The sequence below is a fragment of the Paenibacillus sp. cl130 genome, from assembly GCF_900116035.1.
GTDB lineage: Bacteria > Bacillota > Bacilli > Paenibacillales > Paenibacillaceae > Paenibacillus > Paenibacillus polymyxa_B.
Genome location: NZ_FOYG01000001.1, coordinates 47,747 through 63,043, shown reverse-complemented (window position 1 = coordinate 63,043; position 15,297 = coordinate 47,747). Strand labels below are relative to the sequence as shown.

The window sequence follows — 15,297 nt, the reverse complement described above, 5'->3', positions numbered from 1 at the left end:
AGGCTGGAACTTATGCAGTATAGGGAAGCACAGCCCGGTGATCCTATTATTTCGGAGCTGAGCCACAAAATTGATGACAACCGGGTTGTGTTACGCTGGCAGTGGCCTGAGGGCGCAGCCGTGGTATATATTGCGAAACAATCAGCCGATGCAGGTGTGAATGGGCAAAATGAAGGTGAAGTTTTACCGCCTTTTTCAAGCCTAAAACTTTTTACACGCGAGGAGTATAAGGCTGCTGGCAGCTATCGTGACCGAATTGAAAGCATTGGACGCGTGCGGTATATCGTATATCCAGCTGTTCGGGAGGATGGAGACACTTACGTGATCCGTCAGCAAGACGGAGCCAACCAACTGGAGTTGAGCACGGGGAGGGCTAAAATCAGATATGCAGTTCACCATAAAAAAAGCTGGTTTCGCAGCCGCAAAACCGTCCAGATTCAGGTGACAGCCGAAGTTCCTGTCCCGCAAGAGGCGCTTTGCTACGTGAAGAAGCGCGGGGGTTATCCAGCAGACCGGGACGATGGAACCTTGTATCCGTTCACGGCACCTTTTGCCGCGGGACGGAATGTTTTACCCGCTGTTGAAGTGGGGGGAGATGAATATGTGCGGCTGTTTTTTACGGATGGCCAGAAATATGGCACGGTATATGAATTAGTCCCTGAATGAAAGGAGGCCGCAACCGATGAGTTTTCTTAGCAATTTATTCAGAAGAAAGCCACAGGCAGCGCCAAGGCCGTTATTTTATGATATTGTGTGCCCTTATTGCTTTAGTAAATTTTCCCCGGAGGAAGTGGTATTCCGTGCTTCTCATCACCGTGAAGATGACGAGGACTACGCTTTGGGTGAAGATGAGCTGTTGAACAAATATCGGGAGCGTTTTGGTTTGGACAGTGTGCATGATATGGAGGCGATTTTGCATCCCCATGATGTCCCTGAGGAACATCGATTGTATTCTGATCATGTACTGACAGGACTGACGGACCGTTATGGCGAGCTGACGCGTCACCGACTGTGCCCGCACTGCCATAACGAACTGCCCGTGACCGCGGGTAAGGTGCCTAGCAATATCATTTCGATCATTGGAGCTTCGCAGGCGGGGAAATCTGTTTATATGACCTCACTGATTCACACGTTGCAGCATGTTACGGCCGATCATTTTGACGCGGCTTGCATGCCGCTCAATGCAGAGATCAGCCGAAAGTTCCGCACCATGTATGAGGAACCCCTATTTGAACGAGGGGATCTGCTTACATCGACACAAAAAGAAAAGATGCAGGAGCCTTTTATCTTCCAGTTTGTATTTAAGGATGAGGAAAAGCCGCCACTGACGCTGGTATTTTTTGATGTCGCCGGTGAGGGAATGGTAGATCAGGACTATCTGGGACTGCATGGACAGCATATTAAGAATTCTGCAGGTATTCTCTTTATGGTCGATCCACTGCAAATCCGCTCTATTCGGGAGCGCATTAAGATTAACCTTGGCGATAAGCCGGGTGAATGGGTCTCGCAATACGATGAACCGCGTGATGTCGTACTTACGATGTTCGGTGATTTTATCGCTTATCAGGAAAAAGGGAAAACGGATATTCCGACCGCTGTCGTCCTGACCAAAAGTGATATGCTTACTGCGTTGGCAGATGAAGAAGGCACATACATCAAGACGAACAGCAATATTTTTAATCCGATGGAGCATCGCAAATATATGGATTTGGATGAGTTCGCGAACATTGATGGCGAAGTTCGACGCTTCATCGAAAAGGTGGATAAGCCGTTCAAGGGCACGATGGATGTATATTTTACGGATACGGCCTATTTCGCAGTTTCCGCGCTGGGTAGCAATCCGGTGGAGCAAAAGCTGCAAGGGTTGGTTAGTCCGATCCGTGTGGATGAGCCATTCATTTGGCTGCTTTATAAGTTGAAGTACATTGAGGGGAGAGAATCACAGTGAGTTATTCTACCTCTCATTTAATACAACAGCAGATGTACACACGGGAACGGCGTGGTATTTTCCGTTCTACGGAAGGCTTCGATACAGTGGCTAATTCCAAAGGATTGGATGCTTCTTTTATTAAAAAGGTGCTCCATCCCTTATGTGTATATGATGCGCCTGCTGCTTTGACGGCGCGTGGTGAGAAACAGGAAAGCGTCTATCCGGAAGCTATACATCTGGTACGGACGGAGTCCGGGGATGTAGTGCTTGGCCGCAGTATTTATAAGGCCGCGGATTTTACTGGGCTGCGGAGCGCCTTTTTCACGCACAACTATGTGATTCCAGCCGGACATGGTGAATCTCCGTCTGACTATAAGCAGTGGCTGAACACATCCTTTGTTGATACCTATGATATTGAGCAGGGAACGGATTTGCCGGAATTGGAGCGTCTACCGGGTGGAAGTGTATTTCCGGCTGTTGACCCGTCTACAGTGCTGACTCAATTACAGCTGAGCGAAGAAGTGTTCAAACAGCTTTTATACGCAGTCATGATGTCCGCAGCAGGTCGCAAAAAGGTATATGTAGCGCTGAATGTTCCTGTAGAAGCGGTCGGATCTTCAGCCAAGCAGCTACTGGGTGTGCTGTATGCGGCACTGCCTTATGCATTTCGTAACAGACTCGGATTTCTTACATATGCACAGGAACCGAACAGCAGAAAAGGCATTCACTTGATGTTCGTTGAGCCTTTTAGTTTGCGTCCCGGTGATCGGAATGTGGAAAAGGACTTTGTATTTGACCTGTCTAACCATAGTCGAATACTTAATGTGGATGCAGAGCAGGTGAGACAGCCGTATTTTGACTGGATTGTTCGTACGTTGCTGAATGGTGAGACGCCGGACGATTTCTTCAAATTTGCCGAGCAAATGCTGACGGGTATGGAGGCCGGGCGTGATTTGACGCCATCCAGCTATCATGAGCTAATTACGTTGTACAGAATTGAGCAGGGAGAGCGGGCATTATACAACGAACAACGAATCGCTGTGTTACGAAGCTTGACTGATTATTTATCGCCACCCGATGCGCTGCCACGTAAAATGAGGCTGAATGATCTGTTTCTGTCGTTTTTTGATCATGAATTTGATCGGGTGAAGGATGGATATATTCCAGACGTAGGTCTAGTCGATAGTTTCAAGGACTATTATAAAGTTCATGCACGCAGCAGCGAAAATCGGTTGGTGGAATATTTAATCCGTTCGCTAAACAATGCTTATACTGCCAGAAATACGGAAGCAGTTACGTATATTTATCATACGATTGAAGAAAATCCATCATTAGGCAAGGCATATTTTACGAAAGTGTTGGGTAATCCAGCACTTACAAAAATGCTGTTCATTCCCTACATGGACAGTCAGATGAAAAGAACACCGGATGCCAAGGGACTGCTGGCTGTTGTGCACGAATGGGGCAGTCGGTATATCGAAGTGTCGGCGAATGCCGATTTTCAGCTTTTGGCAGAATCTGCGCTGATGGGCAGACTGCGTGCCGAAAGAAAACCAGTAGAGGCTGTGGCTGCCATTCACCAACGCTTGCGTCAATGGGACAGCAGCTCTGCCGTAGGCAAACTGTCCCCGCTGGAGCAATCTGGACTAACAGAGCGCTTGCAGGAAGCGTCGGATCGGTATTTACTTACCGAAGTAGAGCTAAAAGAAATATCACCCGATCAGGTCGTACAGATTCCCTTTTTCACACGGCCCGATTTGGTGCAGTGGGTTGGAAAGCTGCCTGCTCCTCTCAAGGGACAAGCAGTGCGATTGATTGCGGCTTACGATTGGTTTAATACGGAGGAACCGGAACCGGCGGTGCTGGACGGCCTGGAGCCTGGCGAAGTAGAAAAGGTACAGGATTGGGCTTATGGCTGGCTGCCCCAGCAGCTTGCGGAAGGCCATTTTGCCCGTCTGTTGCCTGCTTTCTATCGTTCTGACGGGCCGGGAGAAGGAATATTGGACTTCGCTCGCCTAGTCGGTTCGATCCGCAAATGGGCGAAGGATAACGATACGATGTACCGTTTTATCCGATGGTCAGAGGAACACCCCGAGTTTGCTACTCCACGTGGCGGTTTCGAACCGGCGTATCGACGTGCGCTACTTCTATTCTTCCAAAAGGAAGGACGAGAGGGATTGCACAAAAAAACGCTGTGGCGTCAATATTTTGAACCTGCAAAGCCTGCTTTTAAAAATTTCTATTTGGCAGCAAAGCGGGAGACGGACACGCCCTTGGTCAAAACACTTCGTCGTTTCCGTAAAGGTGGGGTGATTTCCGGGATTGTGCTGATTGTCATTGCAGGTACGCTAGGTGGCCTTAAAGCAACCGGGGTGATCGGATCTGGTGACACACCTGCGCCTGTTGCTGCCCCGAAGCCTGTACAACAGCCTGTAGAGCCTACAGTGCCCGTAAAAGAGGAGCCTACGGCCATAGTGACACATGTGCCTAATACCAAGTCCACTACGAAAATGGTCAAGCTGCTATTTGCGTTTCAGACATCGACAGAGCAGGCAGAATTTAAGCCGAAGAAGCTCGTCATTGTCGGGGCGGATCAACAGGAGCACTTATACGAAAATTTTACGCTTGCTGAACAGAACGACAAGGAAGCAGCCATTAAAGCGAACAATGATACATCCAGTGACGTAAACATTGGGAATCCCACTACAAAAAGCACGACAGCAGATGGACAATCCACGGACAGTGGTTCCACAGCTCGTGGTGGTACATCCAGCGGAAAAAGCGGCGATCAGTCTGGAACAGTGACAGACAATACGGACGGAGGCTCGACTTCAGAGATTTCTACTGAGGGTAGTGGTAATGGAACCAACACAGACACTGACGCACCATCGGAGTATGATCTGAAGAAGTATCCTTATCGTACGCTGTTGACCATTTGGCAACGGCTGGAGCTGAATGATGCTAGTACGGTTACCGTTGATGGAGAAGAATATCCGCTAGTTCAAGTGAAAACTGCAGACTAAGCAATCATAAAACAGAAATGAATGATGAATGAAGTAAAAGACGGGTTTCCTTCAAGGGCTCGTCTTTTATTATGCCTATATTTCCATAAAGGATGAATTCAAAATTTGAAATTCACCTTATCTAATAAAACATCATTTTTTACGAAAGTATTGACACCAAGTAGGCAGCTGATTAAAATTAGTTGGAATTCAAACTATTAAAATTAGATAGCTATGGAGGTTAGTAGTGAGATGGGAAGTGAGGTGTATCCCGTTTGTCTTCCTTGGGAGGAAGAGAGTACGATGTATTTAATTAAATGGATTTTCACTACCGTCCGGCGCGAAATTGAAACAGCACTGCGCCCTTTGGGGCTCACCTCCCCACAATCGCAGACGCTCTATATACTGGCGATGTCGCCTGGAGTCACCAATACGGATTTGGAAAAGCTATTGCTTATTGATAAATCAAGCGTTACCAGCCTGGTTAACGGGATCGTTAAGAAAAACTGGGCAGTACGCAAAAGTCACCCGGAAGATGCACGAATGAAGCAAATCTATTTGACTGAGGAAGGTTTGGAGATTCACAAGATAGCTGAACGTACCATTGAGGCAATTAAAAGCTCGGTAGGTGAAACGTTATCTGTCGGAGAATCGGAGACGCTGCGCGGCCTGCTTAAAAAAATTCTCCACGATTACCGTTATGCGAACACCCGCGTTTGAGCGGATATATAGAGAGTCTGTCCGGATAGGGATATTCAAAAGCAGTGAAATACGATCTTAGATAAGAGGTTTACAGGAGAGGGAGAAAACCAAATGATAAATGAACAAACTTATCCCAATGCGGATAAGCTTATGCGTGTGTTGGCTTTCACACTTGTTTTTTCAGTGATGAACGCTTTTATGTTTAATGTCGTTATGCCTGTGATTCGGGAGGAGTTTCATATTAGTGCTTCCGATGTAAGTTGGTTGCTGACTGGCTATATGATTGTGTATGCGGTTGGCTCAGTGACCTACGGCAAATTGGCAGATAAATATCGTCTTAAGGATTTGCTGACGTTTGGGATTATCTTTTTTGCACTGGGTTCGCTTATTGGACTGTTGGCCAATCAATTTTGGATGCTCATTGTAGCTCGTTTGCTTCAGGCTGCAGGGGCTGCAGTTATTCCGGCAACTGCTATGATCGTCCCAGTCCGTTATTTCTCGGCTGAAAAAAGAGGACGTGCTTTGGGCGTCACAGCAATCGGCTTGGCGTTAGGTACTGCACTGGCTCCGATTATTTCCGGTTTGATCACAGGCTTTGCAAGCTGGCGTTTTTTGTTCGTCATTTCCATGCTACCACTGATCGCATTGCCGTTTTTCCGCAAATATTTGGACGATCAGCGTGGAGAGGATCAGAAGTTCGATTTTCTTGGTGGATTATTGCTGGGTGGAACAGTAGCCTTCTTGTTACTTTCGATTTCGCAAACCAATATGATGTTTTTTCTGCTCGGTATGGTGTTATTTGCACTGTTTATATGGCGCATTAACACTGCGCATGATCCATTCATCCAGCCGAAGCTGTTCCGTAACAAGCAATATTCATACGGGCTCCTTATCGCTTTTTTAGGGACGGGGATTAGCTTTGGATTGCCGTACTTGGCACCGCAGTTTCTGAACAGTCTCAATCAGCTTACGCCGGCAATAATTGGACTGGTTATGTTTCCGGCTGCTATTGCTTCGGCTCTATTGGGTAAAAGAGGGGGGCGTTTGGCGGATAGTAAAGGAAATTCGTTTCTCGTCTATACAGCTGTATCGCTTTTGTTCATCTGTTTTATCAGCTTGTCTACGTTTGTGGGTGCATCTCCGTATCTGATTTTATTTTTGCTTATTTTCGGAAACGTAGGTCAGACCTTCATGCAAATTGCCATGTCCAACACGATTTCTCGTACCTTGTCGAAAGACCAGATTGGTGTTGGAATGGGGCTGCTATCTCTGCTGAATTTTATTGCCGGCGCGATCACGACAAGTATTTTGGGCAAAACGCTGGATAGTTCGTCGTCCTTTCATTTGAATCCTGTCGTATCTAATGTGCAGGTGTTCAATTTTAGCAATATATTTACGGTGCTTGCACTGATTGCGCTTGTGACGATGGGACTTTATGCGTTGCAATTCCGAAGGGGTTCACGCCGTAATACGCCTGCTGTTGAACAAGGATAAACATTTGATGCAAACTCATGCCAAAACAAGGGTATAATATAGAAGGAAAAGTTCATCTATGGAAGGACGGAGTGTCCGGCATGACAAGAAACCTTCAATATGTACCCTATGGTTATGAGCCTCCGATCGAGACGCATAAAGGGACCATGGTCTACTATGATACGTTCGAGCAGATTACAGCCAGAGAGCTGGAGCTTTTTGCCGAAACGGGGGCTGCATTATCTTTTACAAAGCTGGTGCTGTATCCGCTACATGAAGAAACCGTCAGAAGAATGTGGAAGCAGCCGGTACGTTCGTATTACAAGCGGGTGGATGAGCTGGGAGAGTGGCAGCGGGAGCAGGCTTGGAGTGCTGTTGTGATTGAGAGTTGGGAAGGTAAGCGTAAAAAGTATACGCCGATTGAAGCAGCCATCCGTTTTTTGGCGGAAAAGTATACGACCCCACTTTTTTTGTACATGAGTCCTGAAACTGCAAATTTGTGCGCTTCCTATGCATCGTTTGGAGAATGGATTAGAAATGTCAGATTGCTGCTTTCGAGTGAACCCCAGGAACTTCATCCGAAGCTTGCACAGTACCGTAATCGCTGGAACACGGTAGAAGAAGCGACAAACCGTGACTCTAAGGTTGACAAAGCGGAGCATGAATTATAGAATAGAACTAATCGTAAAAATTACTATTGTAATTGTATACCATGTATTCCAATTAAGGAGGAAGAGAAATGCGCGTAATTGTTACCTTGGCATGCACCGAATCCGGTGATCGCAACTATACAACAACCAAGAACAAAAGAAATCATCCGGAGCGTCTTGAAATGAAAAAATACTCTCCGCGTCTGAAAAAGTACACGATCCATCGTGAAACTAGATAATTTGAGGCTTGCTATATAGCAACCTGAATGATCCTGCATCCTGAACGGAGCCTGTAATTCTAATGAATATAGGGCTTCATGAAAGGAGCTGCGGCATGATCTCTCCAGTTAACGATGAAGAAATCGTGTTAAGTTTGCAAAAGCCTGCGTTATGGAACCGGCGAAAACTTGAATTAGTCCAGTGGACAGAGCGTCCAAAGTTAAAGCTTGCACCTAAGAAAACGGCTTTTTTTCAAGGCTGTATGATAGATGCCGAGCTACATGGCACGCTTTGCCTTTTGAATCGAAAGCACGTGGCTACCGAGTTCTCCTGTGCTGGTGTCAGCATTTGGGACGAGCCGGAGGACCATTCACTATATGCTTATATAACGATGAAGGCTGACGAAAGATCCGGAGCGTTCGTGCAATGGGCGATGCGATATATGCGGCATCGTTTGCTTGTCGTTTACGAGCTTGAGCGCAACCGTTATGATCTGTCGTCTTTTTTTCTGGGACATAACCGTTCCTTTTGCCAACTGATGGAGTATTGCGCCAGTACGTTTGAGTTTGAAACTAAAACAATATGAAAGATTAGGTGAAACTAATGAAAAAAGATATTCATCCAACATTGAACAAAGTTATCTTTTTGGACCCTAGCTGTGGATTTACTTTCCTGAGTGCTTCCACTAAATATTCGCAAGAAACGATGGAATGGGAAGATGGCAACACATACCCAGTTATCCGTGTAGATACTAGCTCCGCTTCCCACCCGTTCTTCACTGGTAAACAAAGAAACGTGGATATCGGTGGCCGTGTGGATCGCTTTAACAAAAAATATAACCTTAAGTAAGAACAGTCGAGCGTTATGTTTATGGATTATGCTAATAATCCGTGAACATCGCTTTTTAAAAAACCTCCTGCAGATGCAGGAGGTTTTTTTGTCTTAATCTAGACCTGTCATTTATAGCGAAATGAAGCACTGTTCCCATTGGTCGGTAATGGATGCTTTGTCGAGCTGCTCCCCAATTAGCGTGACATATCCCTGACTCACGGGAAGTGCAGTAGGCTGCCACTCCAAGTGATTTCCTGAAAATTGCAAAAGCATTGTACCTTCCTGAGGAAGTACGCAATAACCTTTCGCTCGAAGCAGTGAGGAACCTAACCCGGTTAGAAAGTTTTCTAATCGTTGTTTTTCGAGTGGCTGAGGAGAATATTGATGCAGCGTTATGCTCTCCAGACGGGAGAACGAATGAGGCTGCTTAGGATCGTGGTTATGACTGTGTGTCGAAATAACTTTGAAAGCCGTACTTCTGGAGACACTACTGGTGCTTCCGATACTTTTGACGGGAATGGGGACGAACGGTGCATCTGCATCAGTGAGCTGGACCTGTGCAGGTGCTGGTTGAGGTGTCTGTGCAGGTTTCGCGGCAACGGATGCGGAGGCCAGAACAGGCTCTAGTAGTGGTTCAAGGTCAACCCGGCTATATTCAGTAGTTTGCAGCTTGGCCGTATCGTTGAGCTTGCGGATGCTCTTGACGACCTTCGTCACTTCACGGCTGCTTGCTGTATCCGTCTTGTTCACCACAATGAAGTCTGCGGTGCGCAGCTGTCCGTGCAGGGTGCGAACCAGTTCTTTATCAGCCGTAAAGCGGCTGTTGTATTCATGGAACAGCTCAGCATCCACAACACTGATGCTGTGAACCAGATAAAGCCGATCTGCCAGTAGAGGGGAGCGAAGCTCCTCCAGTACTTGTTCGGGGTTGGCTACCCCGGTGGTTTCCATGAAGATCAGATCTGGCTCCTGGCTGAGCAGGGTATGCAGAGCCCCTGCCAGCTCATTTCTTTTGCTGCAACAAATGCAGCCTTCTAGCAATCCTTCTACTGTTACGTCAGGCATTTCCTCTGAAATTATAGCGCTGTCTACATCATATTCGCCCATTTCGTTCATTAAAACAGCAGCACGAAGGGGGATTTGGCGAGTATGGGCTAATAGGCGCAAAAGTAGTGTTGTTTTGCCGCTTCCAAGAAAACCACTGATTAAAATAACAGGAACTTTATTCATCATTTTTCCTCCTTGGTGGGTTTAGTGTGCTGTGTTCAAGCGATCAAAGGTAGCTACCGAGTCTGCTTGGGTATAGACATAAGGGGATTCTGGCTGCTCGACAGCGGTTATTTTTTCGGATCGAATTTCAAGTACGGGAGCGTTGCCCTTTTGTGTGGCATGCAGTGTTCCTTCAATGGTCACCCAGGTATCCTTGTCAAAGGACGGGGCTTTCTGGGATTGGACGATGATCCCGAATGGCATGGCATCGGCAGTACAACACATGACGAGGAATCTTCCTACTGCAAATAGGCCTTTACCCGGCAGGTTGTCGTCTTTATAGACAAAGCCAGTCACCTGTACTTTTTTTCCTTCAAAAGCTTGTTTATATAATTCAATGGCTCCAATAGTTTCGGAAAAAATCTCTGGCTTGATCTGTATGATAGGTTGCTGATACAGGCGTTTCGCCAGCTCAGCGAATTCTACATTGTACTTATCAGGCGGAACGAACAGCTTATCCAGCGTTTCCTGACTCCATTTTCCCTCTGGAGGGGACGAAGTTGGGACAGAAGATGCAATTGATAAAAGGGAGGAGGTGGATGCTTTTGTGATCTGTGTATCCGTTTTTCGTCGGATATCCGGGTTGGGATACGTGAAGGACATGCCTTTTTTGGCGGCCATATCACTACCAAGTGCCTGATTGGGCAGCAGAGAACCGAACAGGAGCGGGATGAGCAGCATTCCATATACGAGTGTTTTTTTGAACCAGCTTTGCGGCAACGGATGCTCACAATCACATACATCCTCACCGTCCCGCTCCCCGATGATTCCGTGCCATGCCATCGCCAATGCGATGAACAAGAGTGGTACAGGACAGAGTAGGAGCAGCTTTTGCATATGGGGAGCCAAGTAGTAATGAAGTGCATTCGTGCGGCTTAATGAGACGATGTACACAGCCAATCCGATCAGGAGCAAGGAGCGCATGCCGTATTGCCAGCGAATGCTAAAGGTTGAATTCACGTTTGTATTCACCTCCCTAATAACCATTCAGCAGCTATAGAACCCACTAGGACGAGTGAAACAATGAGCAAGCCCAGGATGGCGACAAATTTGGTGCGGAAGGTGCTTAGCAGCATGAGCGTGCCTTTGAAGTCTAGCATTGGGCCGAGTACAAGAAAGGCTGCCAGCGGACCTAGTGTAAAGGTGTGTGAAAAAGCAGTAGCTACAAAGGCATCGGAGGTGGAACATAGCGACAGTATATAGGCAAAACCCATCATAAAGGCGTACGATCCGACCGTTCCGTTGCTTAACGAAAGCATCTCATCACGTGGGATGAAGGTTTGGATGCAGGCTGTTAATAATGCGCCGATAGTGAGATATTTACTCATGTCCAAAAACTCGTCACCAGCATGTACAAAAAAGCCCCGCCATGTGCGACTATGCCGATGAGTCTGATTGTTCTGCTTTTGCTGGTTAAAAGAGAGCAACGACCGTTTGAGCGGATGCACTCGTACAAAGGCATACACGATCAGCCCGATGATCGCGGAGACGGCAAAAGCCAAACCCATTCGAACGGCAGTGACCTCGGGATGGGAAGGGAAAGCCATCATCGTCGCAGCCAGTACCACGGGATTGATAATGGGCCCGCTTAAAATAAAAGTGATACCCATATAGGCAGGCATTCCCTTGAGCATTAATTGCCGAACGACAGGGATCATGCCGCATTCACAGATGGGAAATAGCATACCTAGTAAGGAGGCCAGCAGGACACCCGGTACAGGATGCGCAGGCGCTATTTTGCGAATCCATGTCTCCGGTACAAGCCACTGCAAAAGGGATGAGACGAGTACACCGATAAGGAGAAACGGAACAGCTTCCAGAAAAATGCCCATAAATACCGTTTTTAACGGTTGCAGCTGGCCCATATCTAACAAACGAAGCCACTGGGGAGATAGCGTGACAAGCACAGGGATGAGAAAGGCAAACGGAATTATAAAAGGCAGCATCTTCAACAGCGTACTGTTTTTCATTCCACGTCTCCTTGGGAATAAGGGTTCTTATCTACATCCTATGTCTGTAGAGGGACAATCATGCCCGCTGGATTGTGCTTGTCTCACCTCCTATATTGACAATTCAAAGAGTGGTCATATATATTTATGTTTGTTATTAGTAATTATTACGATTAAATTTCGATAAATGATTGCAAGAAGGAAACTTTTACGGTACGATCCATATTAAATGTTGCAAAGACAAGGAGGGGTTATATGATACCGATTGTTGTTTTATCCGGTTTTTTGGGTAGCGGTAAAACCACTCTTCTTCAGCATGCGCTGGCTTACTACAAGGAGAAGGGCCTCAAGCCAGCCATTTTGATGAATGAGTTGGGTGATGTTAATCTGGACGGCAGTTTGGTGAATGGCCAAGCACCCATGAAGGAAATGCTCAGCGGTTGTATATGCTGTACCATTCGCGGGGATTTGGGCGTCGAGCTCATGAATCTTGCTGATGAATATAAGCCGGACGTGATTATTGTAGAATGTACCGGAGTGGCTAACCCGATGGAGATTGTAGATGCAGTGACAGACGCCTCCATCTATTCCTCTATGATTTTACAATCCGTTATCACGGTCATAGACGCGCATCAATTTCTGGACTTTGCCTCGGGGAACGAGAGAAGCAAGTCGCTTCGTTTGATGCAGGATCAGCTTCGGTGCGCTTCCAAACTGATTATTAACAAGACCGATTTATTGGCTGCGGGCGAGTTGCAGAAAGTACAGGCCCTCGTAAAAGAGTTAAATCCATATGCTTTGACTGTGAGCACGCAACGAAGTGACGTGGACGCGGGTATTTTTTTCTCCACTCAAGGAGAGGAGCGTATGGACGTTTCGCGGCATAAGGAATCCGCAGTTGATATTAAGAGTAAACATTCTCATTCGGAAAATCATTTGCAGACGTATGATCATGATAACCATACAGATCATCATGATCATGATCACCGTGATCACGCCCATGGCCACGAACATGGGGAGCATTATCATTCCTACGACCATGTAGTTGTTCACACGCATTTCTTTGGACAACCTGTGCCACGCTCCGAGTTTGAACAGTTGTTCCGCAGTTTGCCAGCTGAAATTTACCGGGCCAAAGGAATTGTGCGGTTTCTGGAATCAGAGGGCCAGATGATGTTTCAATTTGCCTATCGGGAGCTGGAAATCATTCCGATCCGCCCGCAAAAGCCAGTGAACGATGTAGCGGTTGTCATGGGTGAGAATTTCTCTGCTTCCGAGATCGAGGGACAATTGAGAAAGCTGGAAGCGGCCGAAAAGCCATTGAGTAGTTCATGACTTCGAGAACGAGCAACCTTAATCCATCACAACATAATTCTCGCGCACACCTAGCGGGCAAGCCTACTTGGGGATTTACAACAATTCTGCTGCTGACTGCTGGACTGTTGCTTTCGGTCACACTCGCGGTTATGCTGGGTCCTGTAGCTGTCACACCGGGGACGATATGGCGAATTGCACTGTCCCATCTTCCCTGGCTGGACCAGTGGATACCCGTGACATGGACCAAGCCTGAGCAATATATCGTTTGGGAAATCCGCTTTCCACGCGTGCTGCTAGGTGTTGTCGTAGGAGCAGGACTTGCTGTTACAGGAGCGACTATACAGGCATTAATCCGTAATTCGTTAGCAGATCCCTATATTTTAGGAGTCTCGTCTGGGGCTTCGGTAACAGCCACGTTGGTGATTGTGTTCGGAGCTTTCGGATTTTTAGGACGACTTGCGCTGCCTTTATCTGCTTTTATAGGTTCGTTAACTGCAATGCTTATGGTGTTCGCGTTAGCCCGTGTGGCTGGGAGCATATCGACGACCCGCTTATTGCTGGCAGGGGTGGCGGTGTCTATGATGCTGTCGGCAGTGACTAGCTTTATCGTTACGATGGCCCCGAATGAAAAAGGCATTCGTGACGCGATGTATTGGATGATGGGAAGTCTGGCAGGTGCTCAATGGGATACACTTTTTATTCCAAGCCTCATTGTAGCCGTTGGAACGGCTGTGCTCCTGACCCGATACCGTTCGCTGAATGCTTTGCTAACGGGTGAAGAAACCGCAGTAACGCTAGGTGTGAACGTACAGACGTTCCGCGTATTACTGGTTGTTGTGGCGTCTCTTTTAACCGGGGCAGTCGTATCAGTTAGTGGCTCGATTGGCTTTGTCGGGCTTATGATTCCGCACATCGTTAGGCTGATAGTGGGATCAGATCATCGGCGTGTACTGCCTGTCAGTCTGTTGGCGGGAGCTATTTTTGTCGTGTGGGCTGATGTATGTGCCCGGCTCGTGCTGGCTCCACAGGAGCTGCCGATTGGTATTGTGACGGCTGTGTGCGGAGGACCCTTTTTTGTGTGGCTGCTGCGTCGTAGTTCCTACTCGTTTGGAGGCGAAAAATGAATATAGAAGTCGAATGCGTGACCTTCAGTATTCACGACAAACGGCTGATCGACGGCATCTGTCTCCAGGTAAAAGCAGGGGAGCTGGTCGGATTGATCGGTCCGAATGGCAGCGGGAAATCGACGTTGCTCAAAAATATGTATCGTGTGCTAAAGCCTGACAGTGGTTTGGTTACGTTGGATGGCCAGGATATGCTGCGGATGAAGTATAAAGAGACGGCCCGACAAATGGCAGTGGTGAGTCAGGATGCGCCGCAAACGTTTGATTTTTCAGTACGGGACATCGTGCTGATGGGGCGCCATTCGCATAAGAAACTGCTGGAAGCAGATACTGTCGTCGATCATGAACTGGTCGAGCAGGCGCTGGAGCGGGTAGGCATGGATGCTCAGGCAGATCAGGGCTTTGCCACCTTGTCCGGCGGAGAAAAGCAACGGGTATTGATCGCCAGAGCTTTGGCCGGGCAGGCGAGATTTCTTGTTTTGGATGAGCCGACGAATCATCTGGATATCAGGTATCAGTTGCAAATTTTGGATTTGGTCAAAAAACTTCGGATAACTACGCTAGCTGCACTACATGATTTGAATTTGGCGGCATTTTATTGTGATCGAATGTATGTATTAAAAGAAGGCAAAGTGGTAGCCTCTGGCATAACGGAGGATGTGCTTCAGCCAGACCTGCTGTGGAGTGTATTCGGTGTGGAGACAGAAATCTGCATTCATCCAAAAACCGGGAAGCCGAATATTACCTTTTTACCGGATTCTCTCAGGAGAGGAGGCTATCCAATAACGTCAACAGAATAGGTGATACGATGAGGTAAGATATACTACAAAT

General features: G+C 47.3%; 15 protein-coding genes. 12 read left to right on the top strand and 3 right to left on the bottom strand.

The genetic code is table 11. The features are described 5' to 3' along the window. Window positions 1-12: 12 nt before the first annotated feature. The 9 genes from BM358_RS00300 to BM358_RS00260 all read left to right on the top strand — a co-directional run bounded on the left by BM358_RS00300 (window position 13) and on the right by BM358_RS00260 (window position 8,825). A complete protein-coding gene (locus BM358_RS00300) occupies window positions 13-666 on the top strand; it encodes a hypothetical protein (RefSeq protein ID WP_028542358.1) in 654 nt (217 codons plus the stop codon). A 16-nt stretch (window positions 667-682) separates the two neighbouring features. Continuing rightward, window positions 683-1,948, top strand: a complete 1,266-nt coding sequence (locus tag BM358_RS00295; protein ID WP_023988391.1) for a TRAFAC clade GTPase domain-containing protein — start codon at window positions 683-685, stop codon at window positions 1,946-1,948. Continuing rightward, window positions 1,945-4,953, top strand: a complete 3,009-nt coding sequence (locus BM358_RS00290; protein ID WP_028542357.1) for a GAP1-N2 domain-containing protein — start codon at window positions 1,945-1,947, stop codon at window positions 4,951-4,953. Before BM358_RS00295 ends, BM358_RS00290 begins: the two co-directional genes overlap by 4 nt. A 231-nt stretch (window positions 4,954-5,184) precedes the next feature. Further along, complete coding sequence (locus BM358_RS00285) at window positions 5,185-5,652, top strand: MarR family winged helix-turn-helix transcriptional regulator (RefSeq protein ID WP_013310113.1); 468 nt, start codon at window positions 5,185-5,187, stop codon at window positions 5,650-5,652. Between the two features lie 93 nt (window positions 5,653-5,745). Beyond that, complete coding sequence (locus BM358_RS00280; RefSeq protein ID WP_028542356.1) at window positions 5,746-7,128, top strand: MFS transporter; 1,383 nt, start codon at window positions 5,746-5,748, stop codon at window positions 7,126-7,128. A gap of 80 nt (window positions 7,129-7,208) precedes the next feature. Beyond that, window positions 7,209-7,778 (top strand): hypothetical protein, encoded by a 570-nt coding sequence (locus BM358_RS00275; protein WP_028542355.1) that lies wholly within the window; start codon window positions 7,209-7,211, stop codon window positions 7,776-7,778. Window positions 7,779-7,846: 68 nt separating this feature from the next. Further along, window positions 7,847-7,996, top strand: coding sequence for a 50S ribosomal protein L33 (gene rpmG, locus BM358_RS00270; protein WP_007430271.1), 150 nt, complete (start codon window positions 7,847-7,849; stop codon window positions 7,994-7,996). Window positions 7,997-8,091: 95 nt separating this feature from the next. After that, on the top strand, window positions 8,092-8,562 hold the full coding sequence (locus tag BM358_RS00265) for a hypothetical protein (RefSeq protein WP_023988396.1): 471 nt from the start codon (window positions 8,092-8,094) through the stop codon (window positions 8,560-8,562). A gap of 17 nt (window positions 8,563-8,579) precedes the next feature. Beyond that, entirely contained in the window at window positions 8,580-8,825 is a 246-nt protein-coding gene (locus BM358_RS00260; protein ID WP_013310118.1) for a type B 50S ribosomal protein L31, read from the top strand. Window positions 8,826-8,936: 111 nt separating this feature from the next. Here the strand turns inward: BM358_RS00260 and BM358_RS00255 are convergent, their stop codons facing one another. Genes BM358_RS00255 through BM358_RS00245 form a run of 3 tightly spaced genes read right to left on the bottom strand, consistent with a single transcriptional unit; the run spans window position 8,937 to window position 12,046 of the window. Beyond that, a complete protein-coding gene (locus BM358_RS00255) occupies window positions 8,937-10,040 on the bottom strand; it encodes a CobW family GTP-binding protein (protein ID WP_049828476.1) in 1,104 nt (367 codons plus the stop codon). An 18-nt stretch (window positions 10,041-10,058) separates the two neighbouring features. Further along, entirely contained in the window at window positions 10,059-11,036 is a 978-nt protein-coding gene (locus BM358_RS00250; protein ID WP_028542353.1) for a TIGR03943 family putative permease subunit, read from the bottom strand. Between the two features lie 8 nt (window positions 11,037-11,044). Continuing rightward, complete coding sequence (locus tag BM358_RS00245; protein ID WP_028542352.1) at window positions 11,045-12,046, bottom strand: permease; 1,002 nt, start codon at window positions 12,044-12,046, stop codon at window positions 11,045-11,047. Between the two features lie 234 nt (window positions 12,047-12,280). Here BM358_RS00245 and BM358_RS00240 point away from each other — a divergent pair, with 234 nt between their 5' ends. From BM358_RS00240 to BM358_RS00230, 3 genes are read left to right on the top strand one after another with little or no spacing between them, the layout of a single operon-like run. Next, window positions 12,281-13,360, top strand: coding sequence for a CobW family GTP-binding protein (locus tag BM358_RS00240; RefSeq protein ID WP_023988400.1), 1,080 nt, complete (start codon window positions 12,281-12,283; stop codon window positions 13,358-13,360). Beyond that, window positions 13,357-14,466: a FecCD family ABC transporter permease gene (locus BM358_RS00235; protein ID WP_028542351.1), complete on the top strand. Its 1,110-nt coding sequence runs from the start codon at window positions 13,357-13,359 to the stop codon at window positions 14,464-14,466. Before BM358_RS00240 ends, BM358_RS00235 begins: the two co-directional genes overlap by 4 nt. Continuing rightward, window positions 14,463-15,266, top strand: coding sequence for an ABC transporter ATP-binding protein (locus tag BM358_RS00230; protein WP_028542350.1), 804 nt, complete (start codon window positions 14,463-14,465; stop codon window positions 15,264-15,266). Before BM358_RS00235 ends, BM358_RS00230 begins: the two co-directional genes overlap by 4 nt. Window positions 15,267-15,297 lie beyond the last annotated feature (31 nt).

Coding starts and splice junctions, on each gene's coding strand:
- BM358_RS00255 (WP_049828476.1), bottom strand. CDS start 10,040: ATGATGAATAAAGTTCCTGTTATTTTAATCAGTGGTTTTCTTGGAAGC.
- BM358_RS00230 (WP_028542350.1), top strand. CDS start 14,463: ATGAATATAGAAGTCGAATGCGTGACCTTCAGTATTCACGACAAACGG.
- BM358_RS00300 (WP_028542358.1), top strand. CDS start 13: ATGCAGTATAGGGAAGCACAGCCCGGTGATCCTATTATTTCGGAGCTG.
- rpmG (WP_007430271.1), top strand. CDS start 7,847: ATGCGCGTAATTGTTACCTTGGCATGCACCGAATCCGGTGATCGCAAC.
- BM358_RS00280 (WP_028542356.1), top strand. CDS start 5,746: ATGATAAATGAACAAACTTATCCCAATGCGGATAAGCTTATGCGTGTG.
- BM358_RS00275 (WP_028542355.1), top strand. CDS start 7,209: ATGACAAGAAACCTTCAATATGTACCCTATGGTTATGAGCCTCCGATC.
- BM358_RS00295 (WP_023988391.1), top strand. CDS start 683: ATGAGTTTTCTTAGCAATTTATTCAGAAGAAAGCCACAGGCAGCGCCA.
- BM358_RS00285 (WP_013310113.1), top strand. CDS start 5,185: ATGGGAAGTGAGGTGTATCCCGTTTGTCTTCCTTGGGAGGAAGAGAGT.
- BM358_RS00240 (WP_023988400.1), top strand. CDS start 12,281: ATGATACCGATTGTTGTTTTATCCGGTTTTTTGGGTAGCGGTAAAACC.
- BM358_RS00260 (WP_013310118.1), top strand. CDS start 8,580: ATGAAAAAAGATATTCATCCAACATTGAACAAAGTTATCTTTTTGGAC.
- BM358_RS00265 (WP_023988396.1), top strand. CDS start 8,092: ATGATCTCTCCAGTTAACGATGAAGAAATCGTGTTAAGTTTGCAAAAG.
- BM358_RS00245 (WP_028542352.1), bottom strand. CDS start 12,046: ATGAAAAACAGTACGCTGTTGAAGATGCTGCCTTTTATAATTCCGTTT.
- BM358_RS00235 (WP_028542351.1), top strand. CDS start 13,357: ATGACTTCGAGAACGAGCAACCTTAATCCATCACAACATAATTCTCGC.